15 protein-coding genes are annotated in these 17,663 nt (G+C 60.3%); all 15 read left to right on the top strand.

Going from position 1 to position 17,663, the window contains the following annotated elements; translation table 11 throughout:
• Positions 1 to 518 precede the first annotated feature (518 nt).
• The 15 genes from HGP14_RS20045 (at position 519) to HGP14_RS19975 (ending at position 17,660) form a co-directional block, all read left to right on the top strand.
• The gene (locus HGP14_RS20045) at positions 519 to 857 is read left to right on the top strand and encodes a hypothetical protein (RefSeq protein WP_168831632.1); all 339 of its coding nucleotides are present in this window, start codon (positions 519 to 521) and stop codon (positions 855 to 857) included.
• Positions 858 to 1,163: 306 nt separating this feature from the next.
• Positions 1,164 to 1,370: a hypothetical protein gene (locus HGP14_RS20040; protein ID WP_168831631.1), complete on the top strand. Its 207-nt coding sequence runs from the start codon at positions 1,164 to 1,166 to the stop codon at positions 1,368 to 1,370.
• 152 nt (positions 1,371 to 1,522) lie between these two features.
• Positions 1,523 to 2,329, top strand: coding sequence for a pseudouridine synthase (locus tag HGP14_RS20035; protein WP_168831630.1), 807 nt, complete (start codon positions 1,523 to 1,525; stop codon positions 2,327 to 2,329).
• Between the two features lie 14 nt (positions 2,330 to 2,343).
• Positions 2,344 to 3,027, top strand: a complete 684-nt coding sequence (locus HGP14_RS20030; protein WP_168831629.1) for a phosphoribosyltransferase — start codon at positions 2,344 to 2,346, stop codon at positions 3,025 to 3,027.
• Positions 3,028 to 3,121: 94 nt separating this feature from the next.
• Entirely contained in the window at positions 3,122 to 4,864 is a 1,743-nt protein-coding gene (locus HGP14_RS20025) for an SLC13 family permease (protein ID WP_168831628.1), read from the top strand.
• Between the two features lie 73 nt (positions 4,865 to 4,937).
• A complete protein-coding gene (locus HGP14_RS20020; RefSeq protein ID WP_168831627.1) occupies positions 4,938 to 5,882 on the top strand; it encodes a phosphoribosylaminoimidazolesuccinocarboxamide synthase in 945 nt (314 codons plus the stop codon).
• A 101-nt stretch (positions 5,883 to 5,983) separates the two neighbouring features.
• A complete protein-coding gene (locus HGP14_RS20015) occupies positions 5,984 to 6,586 on the top strand; it encodes a TetR family transcriptional regulator (protein ID WP_168831626.1) in 603 nt (200 codons plus the stop codon).
• Positions 6,587 to 6,736: 150 nt separating this feature from the next.
• Positions 6,737 to 7,954: an efflux RND transporter periplasmic adaptor subunit gene (locus tag HGP14_RS20010; RefSeq protein ID WP_168831625.1), complete on the top strand. Its 1,218-nt coding sequence runs from the start codon at positions 6,737 to 6,739 to the stop codon at positions 7,952 to 7,954.
• Positions 7,955 to 8,001: 47 nt separating this feature from the next.
• The gene (locus tag HGP14_RS20005) at positions 8,002 to 11,100 is read left to right on the top strand and encodes an efflux RND transporter permease subunit (RefSeq protein WP_168831624.1); all 3,099 of its coding nucleotides are present in this window, start codon (positions 8,002 to 8,004) and stop codon (positions 11,098 to 11,100) included.
• 164 nt (positions 11,101 to 11,264) lie between these two features.
• Positions 11,265 to 12,716 carry an efflux transporter outer membrane subunit gene (locus HGP14_RS20000; protein WP_168831623.1) on the top strand — a complete coding sequence of 484 codons (1,452 nt, stop codon included), beginning with the start codon at positions 11,265 to 11,267 and terminating at the stop codon, positions 12,714 to 12,716.
• 185 nt (positions 12,717 to 12,901) lie between these two features.
• Positions 12,902 to 13,942 (top strand): LacI family DNA-binding transcriptional regulator, encoded by a 1,041-nt coding sequence (locus tag HGP14_RS19995; protein WP_168831622.1) that lies wholly within the window; start codon positions 12,902 to 12,904, stop codon positions 13,940 to 13,942.
• A gap of 1 nt (position 13,943) precedes the next feature.
• Complete coding sequence (locus HGP14_RS19990) at positions 13,944 to 14,966, top strand: ABC transporter substrate-binding protein (protein WP_168831621.1); 1,023 nt, start codon at positions 13,944 to 13,946, stop codon at positions 14,964 to 14,966.
• 75 nt (positions 14,967 to 15,041) lie between these two features.
• The gene (locus HGP14_RS19985; RefSeq protein WP_168831620.1) at positions 15,042 to 15,869 is read left to right on the top strand and encodes an ABC transporter permease; all 828 of its coding nucleotides are present in this window, start codon (positions 15,042 to 15,044) and stop codon (positions 15,867 to 15,869) included.
• Positions 15,866 to 16,645: an ABC transporter permease gene (locus tag HGP14_RS19980; protein WP_168831619.1), complete on the top strand. Its 780-nt coding sequence runs from the start codon at positions 15,866 to 15,868 to the stop codon at positions 16,643 to 16,645. The genes HGP14_RS19985 and HGP14_RS19980 overlap by 4 nt, the downstream gene beginning before the upstream one ends.
• Positions 16,638 to 17,660, top strand: coding sequence for an ABC transporter ATP-binding protein (locus tag HGP14_RS19975; protein WP_168831618.1), 1,023 nt, complete (start codon positions 16,638 to 16,640; stop codon positions 17,658 to 17,660). The genes HGP14_RS19980 and HGP14_RS19975 overlap by 8 nt, the downstream gene beginning before the upstream one ends.
• Positions 17,661 to 17,663: the final 3 nt, after the last annotated feature.

Here is a 17,663-nt window from a genome sequence, read left to right as displayed (position 1 = left end):
TCTCTTTCTTCTCATCTTCAATTGTCAAATAACAGACCAGTCAACCCGGTCGAATAAAGTTCCACAAAGTCCAAAGCACCTAAGCCTCAAACCATCAATCAGCAATCCAGCCAATCCGGAAACCCTAGAGCGAGAAACTTCGTCGCCAGCAGCGCCGCCGCCCTCGTTCAGTGACGCGGCTTATAAGTCCTTCCCTCAGACATAGTCAACAGTGCCAATCCAACTTTTTTGACATTTTTATAACAGATTGATTTCATTAGGGAATTTCGACGGCGTTTATTCACAGGCCCCACCGCCATAGCGCGTCACCGGGCAAAATCTTTATCGGGCGGTCAAAAATCATCGAAATTTCCCCTCTCCGCGGCCAAAAAGATCTTCGAAATCAGCCGCAAGCCCGGATTTATGGTTAACAATCGGTAACGGCGCGCGTCAAAAGCACTGATAGACCGGCGAGCAACTGAAGTCGGAACCTAAATGCCGGTTTCCGTGTTCCTCTCATCGAACGAAAGGAGACCGACATGGCTGCCAACACCGACGACATCCGTGAATCCGTCAGCAAGGACATTGCAGCACTTCAACGCGAAGTGTCGCGCTTGCAGAAGATGATTTCCGCACAAGGAGCCGAAGCCTATTACGAAGTGCGTGACCGCGCGGCAAAGGCCTACGAGGACACCCTTCCCCGCGCCAAGAACGCCGTCGCCCAGATCCGGGCCGAGGGCATGGCGGCCGCAGGCGCCGCGCGCGAGCACCCGACTGCGACGACAACGGCGTTGGTTTTCGCTGCAGCCCTGGGCTTTCTTGCCGGCTATATGATGAGCAATCACCGGCAGCCGCAGTCCCGCTATTGGTGGCACTAGGGTCGGTATCCAATGAATTCATCCACCCTGGTCGCCGGATTTTGTTTCTAACCAAAGGAAAGACAGAGGGCGTACTTCATGGCCCTCAAGTCTCTTCCGACGCAGTCAGGGGCAAAATCCGTCTCGCCCTTTCGGCTTAGTATGGACGAATTTAGTATTTCCTAACTTTATACTGCAACGCACAATAAAGATGACTATTTCAGGGTCTGCGGATGGAAATTTCGTAGGATCCGTAAATACTTATGTCTTAGAAAAACCAATTTTTAATGCCAGGAAGGCGACAATAATAATGCGGGAGGATGAATTATGGAGAATAAGAGAGCGCACTGTATTGTTGAGGTCAGCCTCGAAAGCGCAAATGGCCGCCGTGCAGTCGGTATTATGAATATGCGCCAGGCGCTCGAATTGCCTGAAATGCCGTGCCTGTCCTATACGCATCCAGACCCGGTGAAAGCTGCTGCCGGCGTCGTCGTCAATCGGCAGGAACTCGCAGGGTTCCTGGCTTGCCAATAGACCAACCTCGTCCGAGGATTAAGCCGGCCATTGCTGCCGGCGATCCTGTTGGCTGCGCTCCACCTTTATATTCGTCTGAGTTCACCGCCCTGCTGGTGTGTGGCTGCCGTTCGTGCAAATAAACGGCATCGCAACCGGACAAGGACGGCTGAGTGAGAGAGCGGCGCCCACCGCAGAAATCGCATGAACGCGGAAAACCGAGCGCCGAGACCGGCGGCAAGCGGGTCACCCTGCCGCGCGCCCTTTCGAAACTCGGCTATTGCTCCCGCACGCAGGCCGAGCGGCTGATTGCCGACGGCCGCGTAATGGTCGATGGGCGGATCGTCAGGAATGTTGATGCCTGGGTCGATCTTTCATCCGCAAAGCTTGAAGTGGACGGCAAAGCGATCGCCGCCGAGACAAAAATCTACCTGATGCTGAACAAGCCCCGTGGCCTGGTGACCACCCGGCATGATCCGGAGGGCCGGCCGACGGTCTATGACTGCCTCAAGGATTTCGATGTTCGACATCTGTCGCCGGTCGGCCGCCTCGACAAGGCAAGCGAAGGTCTGCTGCTGTTCACCAACGACACCGAATTCGCGCAGGCGCTGCTCGATCCGATCACCCACGTGGCGAAGACCTACCATGTGCAGGTCAATCGCCTCATGGATACCCAATCACTGGCGGAGATGACACACGGCATCCGGCATGACGGCGAAGTGCTGACGGCAACGGCAGCTCGGCTTCTGCGAAGCGGTGACCGGAACTCCTGGATCGAGGTGGAACTTGACGAGGGCCGCAACCGGCAGATCCGCCGGATGCTGGAAGCGACCGGCACCGAATGCCTGCGACTCGTGCGGGTGGCGATCGGCGGGCTCGAACTCGGCGAACTGCCTAAAGGATCAGTGCGCGCCTTGACGGAGGCCGAACTGCGCGATCTGAGGCGCCGTACGGGCATGGAAAAGACGAAACGGGTTTGACGCGGATGGACGATATGGCGCCGCATGACTTCTGGCAGGAATTCCACCCACCGGGCAGCTTTCCGACAGACGGCGATTTCACATCATTCTATGTTGCCGAACTGGAGGATGGCTGTCAGCTTCGCCTGCCGATCCGCGTGCTTGCGGACGGTGAACATGCTCTCGCCTCGCTCATCGTCAATCAGGCGAGCTTCGCCGTCCTCGATGCGCTCGCCGAACAATTGGCCGCAAAGATCATGCCTTTCGACATCGAGATCGTCGCAGGCCTGCCGACGCTCGGATTAACGCTTGCTGCGGCCGTGGCACAAAAGCTCGGACACGCACGCTATGTGCCGTTCGGAACCTCCCGGAAGTTCTGGTACCGCGACGATCTTTCCGTTGCCCTCTCGTCGATCACGACGCCGGAGCAGCAGAAGCGTCTTTATATAGACCCGCGCATGCTGCCGCTGCTTGAAGGCCGCCGTATCGCACTGATCGACGATGTCATCTCGAGCGGCACGTCGATCGTCTCCGGTTTGCACCTGATGGCGACCTGCGGCATCGAGCCCGTGGCGATCGGCGCCGCCATGCTGCAATCGGGTCGCTGGCGGGAGAAGCTGGGCTCGCAAGGCGTCCAATGGCTTGATCGCACCGTCGGTGTCTTCGCGACACCCATACTCGAAAGAACGGCAGATCGCCGCTGGCGTGCAGCCGCCTGATTTTGAGGATTGCTCGACCTTTCCTCGCGCCATCTCTGTACAGGCTCGCGCGAACGGCTACATTTTCGCTGACGGTTGAAACGCGAGCCCGCCCATGACGTTCGAGCAAGCATCACTGCTGATCCTTCTGGCGGCGATGCTTGCTCTATTCTCGCTCAGCCGTATCCGCATCGAGGTCGTAGCGATCGGCGGCCTGATCGCAGGTTATCTGCTCAGGCTTTACCCCACAGATCAGGTGTTTGCCGGTTTCGCCAGCCCCGTTGTCATTACCGTCGTCGAAGTCCTGCTGATCGTTCAGGTTCTCGCCCACGCGAAGCTATTCGATAAGCTTGCTGCGCGATTTGCCGCCTCCGGCCGATCCGGCTTCACGGTTATCGCCAGCCTTTCGGCAATTACCGGCTTCATCTCGATCTTCATGAACAATATCGGCGCCTTCGCGATCATGCTGCCCGCCACGCTGCGCATCAGTGCCGTCATGAAGATCCCCCGGCGCCAGCTTGTCATGCCGATTTCCTTTGCAGCACTTCTGGGCGGCCTCGTATCCCTTATCGGCACGCCCGCCAATTTGCTGGTCAGTGATGCATTGGCCAAAGCGACAGGCACCGGATTTCGCTTCTTCGATTTTGCCTATGTCGGCCTTCCGGTCGCCGTTGCCGGAATTCTGCTGATGGCTTTTCTCGCACGGCGCTTGTTTGCGGAAGCAGACGCCCAGCCCATGCTCGCCGCGCCCGCGCGGCAGGTCGTGACGGAGCGGCGCATTCCCGAGGGCTCGCCGCTGGTCGGTAATAGGCTTGTTGATTGCCCCGGCCTCTTTGCGATCCAGCCGCATGCATTGATACGCGACGGCAAATTCGTTTTCGGTCCGCTCGATCAATCCACGATCGAAGCGGGTGATACCCTGCTCGCCGAAGGTGCCGAGACGGTCTTTGCCGATCTCGCCGCCTCCGATGCGCTCGTGGCGGAAAGCCATCCGAATGGATTGCAGCCGGACTTCGTGCGGATAGAAGCTGTCGTCATGCCGGAGAGTACCCTCGTCGGCTCGCGTATCCGCTCGCTGGAAGTCTTCAGAAGCCGGGGGATTGTTGTCGCCGCCCTTTCCATGCGTTCGCCGCGCATCGAAGGCCGTTTCGACGACCTGCAGCTCTCGATCGGCGATATCCTTCTGCTGGAAGGCTCGCGCGAAGCGGTCGCGGAGGCGCTCGATGAGTGCGAATGCCTTCCGCTCGCAACGCAGCCTTCGGTGGACGCCGTGTCGAACGCCTGGCTGCCGATGGTCGTTTTCGCCTGCGGCGTTGCGCTTTCTGCTTTCGATTTCGCCCCTCCCGACATCGCTTTCGCGGGTGTCGTGCTTGCCCTTGCACTGCTGAGTTACCTCAACATTCGCCAGGGCATGGCAGACATTAACTGGCCTATCGTCATCATGCTGGCGGCGATGATCCCGATCGGCTCGGCCGTGGCGACGACCGGGACCGCGCAAATGCTTGCAGCGTGGCTGAGCCTGATCGTGCCGATATCCGTGCCCTTGGCCGGAATTGCCCTCCTGCTCTTCATTGCCATGGCGCTCACGCCCTTCGTCAACAACGCGACTGTCGCCATCGTGCTCAGTCCCATTGCGCTGGAATTTGCCCAAGCGGCACATCATTCCCCGGACGCCTATCTCATTGCGGTTGCCGCCGGCGCGTCGCTCGATTTCCTGACACCCTTCGGCCACCACAACAATACGCTGACGATGAGCATCGGCGGCTACCGCGTTTCCGACTTTCTGCGCGCCGGCGGTCCGCTGGCTGTCGTATCCTATCTCCTGACTCTGCTTCTTATCGCTCTGATCTGGCTTTAAGCGCCATTTACTTGACATCCCTCGCAATGAAACTAGAGCATGGGCAACCCGAGTGAGAAGGACTGTTGAGCCCGTGCGAATTCTTTCCGAAGCCCATTTCCCCGAACTGCCGAACTACTATCGCGGCAAGGTGCGCGAAAACTACGATCTTCCGGATGGCAGCCGCATCATCATCAGCACCGACCGTCTCAGCGCTTTCGACCGCATCCTGACCTGCATTCCCTATAAGGGCCAGGTATTGACGCAAACCGCCCGCTACTGGTTCGAAGCAACCAAGGACATCTGCCCGAACCACGTCATCGCTTACCCGGACCCGAACGTGGTTATTGGCAAGCGGCTCGACATCCTGCCCGTCGAGATCGTGGTTCGCGGCTATCTCGCCGGCACGACCGGCACATCGATCCTCACTCTTTATAAGAAGGGCGAGCGCGAAATGTACGGCATGCGCCTGCCGGACGGCATGCGAGACAACCAGCTTCTGCCCGAGCCGGTGATCACACCGACGAGCAAGGAATTCGACGGTGGACATGACGAGCCGCTGACACCTGATGAAATCGTCAGCCGCGGGCTGCTCACCGCGGAGCAATGGGCAACGCTTTCCCGCTACGCGCTTGCGCTTTTCGCGCGCGGCCAGCAGATGGCGGCCGAGCGCGGGCTTATTCTCGTCGATACCAAATACGAATTCGGGACGGACGAGAACGGCAACATTATCCTCGCCGACGAAATCCACACTCCAGACAGCAGCCGCTACTGGCTCGCCGACAGTTACCCGGAAGCCTTCGATCGCGGTACACGCCCGGCAAGCTTCGATAAGGATTTCGTTCGGGCCTGGGTGGCCGAGCGCTGCGACCCCTACAAGGATGCGATCCCCGAGATACCGGCGGAACTGATCGAGCAGACTTCACAGGTGTACATCAAGGCTTATGAGGCGATTACGGCGCAGCCTTTCGTTCCGGACGACAGCGGTGAGACCCCGCTCGCCCGTGTCCGAAGCAACCTTGCACGTTATTTCCCTTAAGACTCTGATCCGCCCGCGAGCCGCTCCGTGCTTGCGGGTTTTCGGCGGAAGGCACTAGTATTTGCAGAAGGGAACTGGTCGACAGACCGGAGGGGAAACGAATGGCACGAAGGCCCCGGCGCAAGGCCGAGGAGACGCGGGAAGACATTCTGTCGATGGCCGAGTCGTTGTTCCGCCAGCGCGGTTTCCTTGCCGTATCGATCGCCGACATCGCCTCCGCCCTCGGCATGTCGCCGGCCAATATCTTCAAGCATTTTCACTCGAAGACGGCACTGGTCGATGCCATTGCAGAGCGGCATCTTGCCAATGCCGCCGAACGTTTCGGTTCGATCGACGAGAACCTCCCGCCAGAGCAGCAACTCCTCCGTTTCGTGCTGCGGCTTCTCGACAGTCACCTGCAGGACATTCAACAGAATCCCTACATCTTCGAAATGGTGCTGACGACGATCGAATCGAAGCTCGAGGCAGGCAACCGTTACCGCGCCCGGATCGAACAGAAGCTGGAGGAAATCATCCGCCGAGGCGTAAGCTCGGACCGTTATAAATGCCGTGATCCGCAGCGCGCCGCCAGAACTGTTGCCGATGTCCTCGCATCGGTGCTGCACCCCGTGCTGATCGTCCAGGACGACAAGAACACACTTATCCAGAGAGCGGAGGAAATCGTCCGTTTCGTGGATATTGCGCTGCGAAATAGCGCTTGCTAAGTGACGGTTTATAAATTACGTCACTTCGGCAATCTTTTCTTAAGCTCGGTCGATGGCATGTGATTCCGGAAAATCCTGCTCTTTTCATATTGAAGCAGCGCGCGCCGGGGCCGATGATCGATCCAAAATCCCAATCGCAAGGGAAGCAGCATGATACGGCGTGTCTTCATCATTTCTTCGATTTTGGCGCTTAGTGGCCTACTCGCCGCCTGCAACGATAGCGGCAACAAGCAGACTGGGGGCGGAGCCGGCCCGGCGGGTGCTGCGCCGCAGGCAGCACCGGTCGGCGTCATCGCCCTGAAGAAGGACACCTTCCCGGTTACCACGATCCTTCCCGGACGGGCCGAAGCCTACCAAACGGCCGATATCCGCCCGCAGGTCAGCGGCATCATTCGCGAAATCGCCTTCCGTGAAGGCGGTGAGGTGAAGAAAGGCGACCTTCTCTATCAGATCGAAGACTCGCCCTACGTTGCGACCGTCGAGCAGGCCAAAGCGGCAATCGCCAAAGCCGAAGCCAGCGTACCAAGCGCACAGAGCAATTTCGACCGCTACCAGCGCCTTGTCGGAAGCGGCGCCACGCAGATCGAATTCGAAACGGCAAAGACCACCCTTCTCCAGGCGCATGCCGAAGTCGAATCGGCCAAGGCCGCCCTCGCCTCAGCCCAGATCGATCTCGACCATACGAAGATCGTCGCCCCGTTCGACGGCGTCATCGACCAGACGGCTTACAACGTCGGCAACGTCGTTGCCGCCAACCAGACCACGGCGCTGACGACGATCCGTCAGCTTGATCCGATCTACATCCTGCTGACGGAATCGAGCACCAATCTCCTGAAGCTGCGTGATGCCATGAGGTCGGGCGCAGTTCAGAGCGAAGCGAATGCCATCTTCCGCCTGATCCTCGAAAACGGCAAGGAATACAACCAGAAGGGCAAGCTGGATATGTCGAAGCAGATCGTCAGCGAGACGACCGGAACCTTCATCATCCGCGTGCTCTTCCCGAATCCGGATCGGGTCGTTCTGCCGGGCATGTATGTCCGCGCGACTGTCGAACTCGGCGCAGAGGTTGGCTATGCCCTGCCGCAGCTTGCCACCAGCCGTGACGCGAATGGCCGCCTGACGGCGCAGTTCATCTCCGCCGACGGCAAGGTGGAGACTCGTGCCTTCGAAAACGCCTCCCCTTCCAACAATTCCTGGCTCGTGACCGACGGCGTCAAGGATGGCGATCAGCTGATCGTCAGCGGCCTTCAGTCGATAGCCCCCGGCATGCCGGTCAAGCCGGTTCCCATGAAAATCAATGAAAGCGGTGTGGTCGTAGCTGCCGAACAGGCAGGAGCCGGTGACGCTCAGAAGCCGGCCGTACAGTAAAAACGCGCCCGCCTCGAACAGAGAGCCCACCGCACAGGAATAATTTGATGGCCAAGTTTTTCATCCGACGCCCGATTTTTGCCTGGGTCATTGCGATCACCATCATGCTCGCAGGCTTGCTCGCGATCTTCACGCTGTCGATCTCGCAGTATCCGGACATCGCGCCGACAACGGTGCGCATCAACGCCAGCTATCGCGGCGCGAGTGCTGAGACCGTCGAGAAATCGGTTACGACGATCATCGAAGATGGCATGACGGGGCTCGACGACCTCACCTACATGACATCGACCTCGTCGACCGGTTCGGCCAGCATCTCGCTCACTTTCGGCACGAGCGCTGACCCGGATATCGCTCAGGTCCAGGTTCAGAACAAGCTGCAGCTGGTGCAGTCCCAGCTTCCCAGCGACGTCATCGATGCCGGCATCAGCGTGACGCGATCGACCTCCAGCATCCTGCTGGTCGGCTCGCTCGTTTCAACCGACGGGAAGCGGAATTCTGTCGACCTCGGCAATATTCTGTCCAATCAGATCGAAGACCAGATCCAGCGGCTCGAAGGCGTTGGCAGCATCAACATCTTCGGCTCCGGTTACGCCATGCGCGTCTGGCTTGATCCCTTCAAGCTGCAGAAGTTCCAGCTCACGCCGAGCGACGTGACCTCGGCCATCCAGGCGCAGAACACGCAGGTGTCCGTCGGCTCCCTCGGCGCGCAGCCGGCCGTCCAGGGCCAGCAGCTGAACGTCACCATCACGGCTCAAAGCCAGCTGACAACCGTCGCAGATTTCGAGCGAATCATCCTGAAAGTGGAAAAGGACGGCTCGACCGTCCGCCTCAGCGACGTCTCGCGCATCGAAATCGGCCAGGAAAGCTACGGCGGCTCATCGCGCTACAACGGCCAGCCGTCGACCGGTTTCGCCGTCAATCTCGCGGTCGGCGCCAACGCCATCGATACCGCTGCACGCGTTCGCTCGGCACTCGACACGATCAGCCGCGGCCTGCCGGAAGGCGTCGAGATCACCTATCCGTATGACACGACGCCCTTTGTCGAGCTGTCGATCGAAAAGGTTGTCCACACCCTTATCGAAGCGATCGCGCTCGTCTTCGTCGTCCTTCTGATCTTCCTGCAGAACCTGCGCGCGACGCTGATCCCGACCATCGCCGTGCCCGTCGTGCTGCTTGGAACCTTCGGCATCCTTGCGATCACGGGATACTCGATCAACACCTTGACGATGTTCGCCATGGTTCTTGCGATCGGCCTCCTCGTCGATGATGCCATCGTCGTCGTCGAAAACGTCGAGCGCATCATGTCGGAGGAAAAGCTGTCGCCGCTCGAGGCGACGGAAAAGTCGATGGGCGAAATCACCGGCGCCATCGTCGGCATTGCGCTGGTTCTGACGGCCGTCTTCATTCCGATGGCCTTCTTTGGCGGCTCGACCGGCATCATCTACCGTCAGTTTTCGGTTACCATCGTTTCGGCCATGCTGCTTTCGGCGATCGTGGCGATCGTCCTGACGCCGGCGCTTTGCGCGACCATGCTGAAGCCGGTCGACGAACACAAGAAGCGTCGCCTCGGCGACTGGTTCAACCGCAACTTCACCCGCTCCACCAACGGCTACGTCCGCACGATCGGCTATTTGTTGAAACGCCCGATCCGCGTCATGCTCGTGTTCCTGCTCATCGGCGCGGGCTGTGCCTATCTCTTCACCCGCCTTCCAAGTTCGTTCCTGCCGCAGGAAGACCAGGGCGTTCTGCTGACGATCATCACGACGCCGCCCGGCTCGACAACGCAGCAGACCCAGGCCGTCGTCGAGAAGGTGGAGAACTACTACCGCGAGAATGAAAAGGATGCCGTTGATTCGGTCTTCGGCGCCCTCGGGTTCGGCTTCAACGGTTCCGGCCAGAACAGCGCGATCGTGTTTACGAAGCTCAAGGATTTCTCGTTGCGCACAGCCCCCAACCTGCAGGCGCAGGCGGTCGTGACGCGTGCCTTGAAGACCTTCTTCACCTTCCGCGAAGCGCAGGTCTTCGCATTGCTGCCGCCGGCAATCCAGGGGCTCGGTGTCTCCAGCGGATTCTCGATGTATCTCGTCGATACCGGCGGACACGGCACGGAAGCGCTCGACGCGGCCTCCAAACGCCTTATCCAGATGGCCAATGCCAGCGGCAAGGTGGTTGCGCTCCGTAGCAACAACAAGGAAGTCGAGCCGCAGATGAAAATTCTGATCGACCAGGAAAAGATAGGCGCCATGGGCGTCGATATCGCCGCGGTCAATTCGATGCTCTCGGTCATCTTTACCGGCCGCGACGTCAACGACTTCACCCTGAACGGCGAGATCAAGCCGGTCTATGTCCAGGGCGACGCACCCTTCCGCATGCAGCCGACCGATCTCGACCACTGGTATGCCCGAAATAGTTCAGGCGAGATGGTACCCTTCTCGGCCTTCACCACCACGGAATGGGTCAGGGGCGCGCCGACGCTTGCCCGCTTCAACGCAGTGAGCGCAATCCCGCTTGACGGCGCATCGGCACCCGGCGTCAGCTCGGGCGATGCCATGAACGAGATGGAAGCGCTCACCGAGCAGCTCGGCGGCGGCTACACGGTCGCCTGGCAGGGCATTTCCTATCAGGAACGCCTCTCCGGCTCCCAGGCGCCAATGCTTTACGCGATCTCGGTGCTCGTCGTCTTCCTCTGCCTTGCAGCACTTTATGAAAGCTGGTCGATCCCGTTCTCGGTCATCATGGCAGTGCCCGTCGGCGTGCTCGGAGCGCTGACTGCGGCGACCCTCTTCGGGCAGGCGAACGACGTCTACTTCAAGGTCGGGCTGCTGACGACCATAGGTCTGGCCGCGAAGAACGCGATTCTGATCGTCGAGTTTGCGAAGGACCGCATGGAAACCGGCATGGGACTCTTCGAAGCGACGCTGGAAGCAGCAAGGCTGCGTCTGCGTCCGATCATAATGACATCGCTCGCCTTTATCCTCGGCGTCGTCCCGCTGGCGGTCGCCACCGGCGCCGGTTCTGCAGCGCAGAACGCCATCGGCATCGGCGTTCTCGGCGGCATGCTTTCAGCGACGGCACTCGGCATCTTCTTTGTGCCCTCCTTCTTTGTCGTGATCCGTCGCATCTTCTCGCGCCGGGCGAAAAATTGAGGCGTGAGTGTGATAAAAATGCACTGCCAGAATGAATGAGTCGTTGCTACATTGCGGCCGACTGCTTCGGCATAGTGTATCTCGTTGGGACGAAGCGCAGCCGACGGCAAAGCATGACGCTTTTGGCAAGAATTTAGACTTGGTCGAGTTACAGGAAGAAATGAATGGTATCTCTCCGTATTGCCTCACCGGCATTGTTGCTTTTGCTAGCCGGCTGCGTGGTCGGGCCGAATCATACACCCCCCGAGATGCCGCTTCCTGGCAAGTTCGCTGAGGGTGGCGCCAAGAACATCGGCGACGTTGCGACGGTGCAGTGGTGGACGGCGTTCCGCGACAAGCAGCTCGACAGCCTGGTGGCCCGCGGCATCGACCAGAACCTCGACGTGCTGCAGGCGATGGAGCGCATCAACGCCGCCTCCGGCAATGTGACGGTCGCCGGGGCCGGCTCGCTGCCGAGCCTGGTGGTCGGCGCCTCGCAGACGGTCTCGGGGCAGATGGGCTCGCGCCGCAACCAGGTCGGCGCCGAGAACACCTCCGCCGGCGATGCCAATATCTCCTGGCTGCTTGATCTCTTCGGCCAGTACCGCCGCTCGAAGGAAAGCGCGCTTGCCTCGCTCGATTCGGCCTATGCCACCGCCGACGTCGCCCGCCTCGCCTTCCTGCAGGATCTCGCTAACTCCTATATCGACGCCCGCTTCTTCCAGGAGCGCCTTGCGCTGTCGAAGGACAACCTGCGCTCGCGCCAGGAAACCTACGAGCTCACCCAGTTCCAGCTGGAAGCCGGCGCCGCCTCGCGCCTCGATGTCGTCCAGGCCGAGGGCCTGGTGCAGCAGACGCAGGCGGAAATCCCGACGCTGGAAATCAACTTCCGCGTCGCCGCCCATCACATCGCCACGCTGCTCGGCCTGCCGGCTCCGGCGCTGCTGAGCGAACTGCAGAAGGGTGCTGCCCAGCCGATCTACCGCGCCGGCATCATCTCCGGCATTCCGGCCGACCTGATCCGCAACCGTCCCGACATCCGCCGGGCCGAGCGCGATCTCGCCGCCGCCACCGCCAATATCGGCGTCGCCCAGTCGCAGCTTTATCCGACGATCGCGCTCTCCGGCTCGATCTCGCCGTCCTGGGTCAATCCCGCCGGCGGCAAGGGCGGCGGCCTGACCACCTGGTCGTTCGGCCCGACGCTCACCCTGCCGATCTTCGACGGCGGCCGCCTGCGCGCCAACGTCGACATCGCCCGGTCCGACGCCAAGACGGCCTATCTCGCCTGGAAGCAGACGGTGCTGAAGGCGGTCGAAGAGGTGGAGAACGCGCTGTCGGCGGTGCGCCGCGACGCCCAGACGGTCGAAGCACTGCGCGCCAACGTCAAGACGACGGAGGAATCGCTGGAACTGTCGACCGCCAGCTACAAGGACGGCGCCTCCTCGCTGCTCGACGTGCTCGATGCCCAGCGCAACGTCTCGCTGGCCGACGCCAGCCTGGCGGCCGCCATCCAGCAGATGGCCAAGGACTACGTCTCCCTCAACGTCGCCATCGGCGGCGGCTATGCCGCAGCCGGCGTCAAGACCGGAGCCGCCGCCACATCCGCCGCCGCAGCAGCACCGGTCTCAAAAAGCTGAATTCAGCATTCGCTTTGATGGCAAAGCCTCACACATGAAAAGCCCCGAAGTTGGACAACAACTTCGGGGTTTTGTTATTTTCTACTTTCCGCTGTGGAAAATTCGTCATTCCTCAAAATGGATTCGACAAGGTGGCACGCTTCATATAGTCGCCGATTAAACGATTAATCAAAGCGCTGCAAATCATGCCTCAATTGCGCTCGGGACCGAACCTTAGCAGGATTGCAACGTCACTTGGCGTGTCTGTTGCAACGGTGTCGAATGCGCTTTCTGGCAAGGGACGCGTCTCGGAACGCCTTGCCGAAAAGATCAGGGACCATGCCAGGGCGCTCGGATATGTTCCAAGCCATGCTGGCCGTGCACTTCGCACCGGCCGTAGCGGCGTGCTAGGGCTCGTTCTCCCCGATATTTCCAATCCCCTTTTCCCCAAGATCGCGCAGGCGATCGAGTTTGCTGCCGCTTCGGCCGGCTATGGCGTATTGATCGCCGACTCCCGCGGAGATGTTGCGACCCAGACCGAAGCAATCAACCGGCTGGTCGAGCGTGGCGTCGAGGGCATGATCATCGTGCCTCGCCGCGCAACGCGCATTGCCGCGGCAAGCTGCCCTGTGGCCGTCATCGACACCGCTTCGACCCCCGGCAACACGGTGGCCGCGGATCACTGGCAGGGCGGCCAGCTGATCGCGGCCCACCTTGCAGACCTTGGCCACAAGCGAATCCTCATCATTGGAAACAATCCGGAATCGAACGTACAGAACGACCGGGCCGACGGCATCCGTTCGGGTCTTCACGAGGACATGAGCTGCGAATCACTCTGGATCGAAAAGCTCGAGCGTCGTGCCGGGACCGGCTGTTCGCTTGGCCTCGCACGGAAGGTCGAGCAGGGACACACCGCATTTGCCGCGCTGTCGGATCTTCAGGCATTGCGCGCCCTGACGGAACTGCAGCTGCACGGCATTAAGGTGCCCGCTAACGTCAGCGTCACCGGTTTTGACGATCTCATCTGGTCTCCAGTCACCGCGCCTGCACTTACGACCGTGAAAATGGACATGGATAAGATTGCCGAGATCGCCGTGGAAGCCTTGCTGGACAGCATAGGCACAAGCAGCATCCCGGAGGGCAGAATCGTCACGGCCAAGGTCGATCGTGTCCCCATGCACTTGATCATCCGCCAATCATCCGGGCCAAGGAGCCCGCTTTCAAACCTGGAGAGGGAGAACTCCTGACATGAAGACAGCGCTCGTCGCATCGGCAGCAATGCTCTCGCTATTTCCGTTGGGCGCGATGGCGCAGGAGAGGACCCTCACCATCTCCGTCTATGCCTTTGCACAGGACGACTTCAAGGCGCTGGTCTACGATCCGTTCGAGAAGCAGTGCGGCTGCAAGGTCGTTGTCGAAACCGGCAACAGCGTTGAGCGCCTTGCGAAGATGGAAGCCAACAAGGCCAATCCCGTCATCGACATGGCGGTCGTCTCCATGGCCGATGCGCTGTCCGCGGCGCGCAAAGGCCTGATCGACAAGATCGACACCTCCAAGCTCTCCAATTTCGGTAAGCTCTATGATGTCGCCAAGGATCCGAACGGCGACGGCATGAGCGTCGGCTACACTTTCTATGCCACCTCGATCGCCTACCGATCCGACAAAATGAAGATCGAATCCTGGGCCGATCTACTGAAGCCCGAATATGTCGGTCACATCGCTTTTCCGAACGTGACCACAAACCAGGGGCCTCCGGCGCTCTATATGCTCGGCCTCGCGCTCGGTAAGGATACGCCCGATCTCAAGGGGCCGATCGAGGCTATCGGCGAGAACAAGGATGACATCGTCACCTTCTACGAAAAGTCCTCGCAGCTCGTGCAGCTGATGCAGCAGGAAGAAATCTGGGCCGCCCCGATCGGCCGCTTCTCTTGGGCCGGCTTCACCAAGCTTGACGTTCCGGTTGCCTGGGCAAAGCCGAAGGAAGGTCAGACTGGCGGCATGAACGTCATGGTCGTCACCAAGGGCTCAAAGAACCAGGATCTGGCCCTGCAGTTCATGGATTTCTGGCTGTCGACCGACATCCAGACGAAACTCGCCGAAAAGCTGATCGATAGCCCGGCAAACAAGGAAGTGAAGGTTTCCGACGCCGCCGCTAACAATCTTACTTACGGCGAGGACACCGCAAAGAGCCTCAAGCTCATTCCGTCGGCACAGGCGCTCGATAATCGAGCCGCATGGCTCAAGGAATGGAACGACAAGGTCGGCCAATAAGGCTGCCATGACATCTGGTCCCGGCTTGCCGGGCCCGCCCTCCGCCATCCGCCCCTCAGCTCCGAAAGCCGCATCATGTTCCAGAACCGAGCAGAAGCCATGGCGCTCGCCCTGCCCGCAGCGGTATTTGCTGCTGTGGTCTTTCTGCTACCTGTTGGCATTCTGCTTTCGGAAGGCTTTCGCGTGGATGGCGGATGGACGCTTGCTGCCTATAGCGGCTTCTTTTCCGAGACCCTCAACCGCACGGTCTTCCTGCGCACCTTCAAGCTCGGGCTGGAAGTCACCGCCGTTTCAGCCGTCGTTGGCTATGCCGCAGCCTTCGCGATCGTCAACCTGCCACCGAAAGGCAAGGGCCGCATGATCGGCCTCGTCACCCTGCCGCTGATGATTTCGCCGGTCGCCCGTACCTATGCCTGGATCGTGATCCTCGGCCGCACCGGCATCGTCAACCACGCGATCACCGGCCTTGGCCTCAGCGACGAACCGCTCCGCCTGCTGTTCACCGAGACGGCTGTGTTCATCGGCCTGCTGCAGCTCTTCCTGCCGCTAATGATCCTGTCGCTGATCAGCGCGCTCGAGAATATGCCGAAGGATGCGATCCCGGCGGCCCGGGTCCTTGGCGCCAACTGGTTCCAGGTCTTCTGGAAGGTCATCCTGCCGCTGACGAAGGAGGGTCTTGTCGTCGGCGGGACGCTCGTCTTCACCGGCTCACTCACCGCCTACATCACCCCTGCCGTCCTCGGCGGCTCCAAGGTGCTGATGCTGGAGACTCTGCTCTACCAGCAGGTCTCCGTCGCCAACGACTTCGTCTCGGCAAGCGTCGTCGCCTTGATACTGATCATCATGAGTTTTGCCGCCAATGTCCTCCTGAAGCGTCTTGCCACCGCGAGGAACAAGCGATGACCTCACGTCTGTTTCCTCCGATCATCCTCCTCCTGCTGCTGACGTTTTTGATAGGCCCGTTCCTGATCATCATCGCCGCATCCCTTTCGGCAGGCGATACCCTCGCCTTCCCGCCGCAAGGGCTGTCGCTGAAATGGGTAGCGAAGGTCTTCACCATCGACAGTTTTCGCGAAAGCTTCGGCATGTCGATGTTCCTCGCGGTCTTCGGCACGCTGGCGGCTCTCATCCTCGGAATTCCGGCGGCCTATGCGCTCTCCCGCTATAGGCTTCCTTTCGGCGAAACCGTGCGTACGATCGTGTCGCTGCCGATCATTGTTCCCGGCATCGTCGTCGGTCTCGCGCTGTTGCGCTATCTCGTCGTCCCTTTCGCCTTCAACATCACGCTGGCGCTCTTTCTCGCCCATACGGCGCTGGTCCTTCCCTACGCTGTGCGCGTCGTCTCCGCGAGCCTGAACAATCTGCGCGCCGACATCGAGGAGGCCGCCGTGCTGCTTGGTTCGTCGCGGCTCGGCGCCTTCTTCCGGGTGGTGATGCCGAATATCCGCGGCGGCATTCTGGCCGCCTTCATCCTCGGCTTCGTCACCAGCTTCAACCAGGTGCCGGTTTCACTCTTCCTGTCCGGACCCGGCGTGCGCACCCTGCCAATCGACATGTTGGGCTACATGGAAACTACCTACGACCCGTCGATCGCGGCGCTCTCCTCGCTGCTCGCCTTTCTTTCGATCGGCATCGTTTTCCTGGCCGAACGCTTCCTGGGATTTTCTCGTTATGTCTGATGCCTATCTTCAACTCGACAAGCTGACGCTGGCTTATGGCGATACGGTCGCGGTGAAGGACCTCGACCTTTCGATCGCCAAGAGCGAACTCGTCGCCCTGCTCGGCCCCTCCGGCTGCGGCAAGACGACAACGATGCGGTCGATCGCAGGTTTGCTGAAACCGGCCGCCGGCCGCATCAAACTCGACGGCGCCGATATCACCGGCGTTTCGGCAAACAAGCGTGCTGTCGGCCTGGTCTTTCAATCTTACGCGCTCTTCCCGCATCTGACGGTCTATGAGAACGTGGCCTTCGGCCTGCGACTAAAGGGTATCGGCGGCAAGGATCTCGACGCAAAGGTGAGCGCCGGTATCAAATCCGTCGGCCTTGCCAAGTTTGTCGATCGCAAGCCCGCCGAACTGTCTGGCGGCCAGCAGCAGCGCGTCGCCCTTGCGCGCTCCATGGTCATGGAGCCGAAGGTGCTCTTGCTCGACGAGCCGCTGTCCAACCTCGACGCGCGTCTTCGCCTCGAGATGCGCGCCGAACTGCAGCGCGTGCAGAAAGAGACCGGCGTCACCATGATCTTCGTCACGCACGACCAGGTTGAGGCGCTGGCGCTCGCTGACCGCATCGTCGTCATGGTGAACGGCGGCATCGAGCAGATCGGCACGCCGGAGGAAATCTACAACAAGCCGGTCTCCGCTTTCGTCGCCGATTTCGTCGGCTTCGAAAATGTCTTCAAGTTGGAGAACGGCAAGCTCGCAACCCCGAATGGCGCCATCCATTTGCCAGCTCCTGCGCCCAACGCCGCAGGCTTGGCCTGGCGGCCGCGCACGGTTACCCTTGGTTCCGGTCCTTTCCAGGGAACTGTGCGCGGCACTTCCTTTGCTGGCAACACGCGTGAATATCTGCTGGATACCCCGCTTGGGCCGATCAAGGCCGAGGTGGACGCAAGTCTGTCGCCTCATGAAATCGGCACGGCGCTCGCCTTCGACCTCCCGCTGGCTGCGGCTGCAACCCTCTCTCGATTCGGATGAAGA

It is taken from the genome of Rhizobium sp. P32RR-XVIII (genome assembly GCF_012641395.1).
GTDB lineage: Bacteria > Pseudomonadota > Alphaproteobacteria > Rhizobiales > Rhizobiaceae > Rhizobium.
Note: the sequence above shows the minus strand (reverse complement) of the source record. Positions and strands in the feature narration are given on the sequence as shown.

Excerpts from the sequence above, each read along its gene's own strand:
- HGP14_RS20045 (WP_168831632.1), top strand. The coding sequence starts at position 519 with ATGGCTGCCAACACCGACGACATCCGTGAATCCGTCAGCAAGGACATT.
- HGP14_RS20040 (WP_168831631.1), top strand. The coding sequence starts at position 1,164 with ATGGAGAATAAGAGAGCGCACTGTATTGTTGAGGTCAGCCTCGAAAGC.
- HGP14_RS20030 (WP_168831629.1), top strand. The coding sequence starts at position 2,344 with ATGGCGCCGCATGACTTCTGGCAGGAATTCCACCCACCGGGCAGCTTT.
- HGP14_RS20025 (WP_168831628.1), top strand. The coding sequence starts at position 3,122 with ATGACGTTCGAGCAAGCATCACTGCTGATCCTTCTGGCGGCGATGCTT.
- HGP14_RS20015 (WP_168831626.1), top strand. The coding sequence starts at position 5,984 with ATGGCACGAAGGCCCCGGCGCAAGGCCGAGGAGACGCGGGAAGACATT.
- HGP14_RS20010 (WP_168831625.1), top strand. The coding sequence starts at position 6,737 with ATGATACGGCGTGTCTTCATCATTTCTTCGATTTTGGCGCTTAGTGGC.
- HGP14_RS20005 (WP_168831624.1), top strand. The coding sequence starts at position 8,002 with ATGGCCAAGTTTTTCATCCGACGCCCGATTTTTGCCTGGGTCATTGCG.
- HGP14_RS20000 (WP_168831623.1), top strand. The coding sequence starts at position 11,265 with ATGGTATCTCTCCGTATTGCCTCACCGGCATTGTTGCTTTTGCTAGCC.
- HGP14_RS19995 (WP_168831622.1), top strand. The coding sequence starts at position 12,902 with ATGCCTCAATTGCGCTCGGGACCGAACCTTAGCAGGATTGCAACGTCA.
- HGP14_RS19990 (WP_168831621.1), top strand. The coding sequence starts at position 13,944 with ATGAAGACAGCGCTCGTCGCATCGGCAGCAATGCTCTCGCTATTTCCG.
- HGP14_RS19985 (WP_168831620.1), top strand. The coding sequence starts at position 15,042 with ATGTTCCAGAACCGAGCAGAAGCCATGGCGCTCGCCCTGCCCGCAGCG.
- HGP14_RS19980 (WP_168831619.1), top strand. The coding sequence starts at position 15,866 with ATGACCTCACGTCTGTTTCCTCCGATCATCCTCCTCCTGCTGCTGACG.
- HGP14_RS19975 (WP_168831618.1), top strand. The coding sequence starts at position 16,638 with ATGTCTGATGCCTATCTTCAACTCGACAAGCTGACGCTGGCTTATGGC.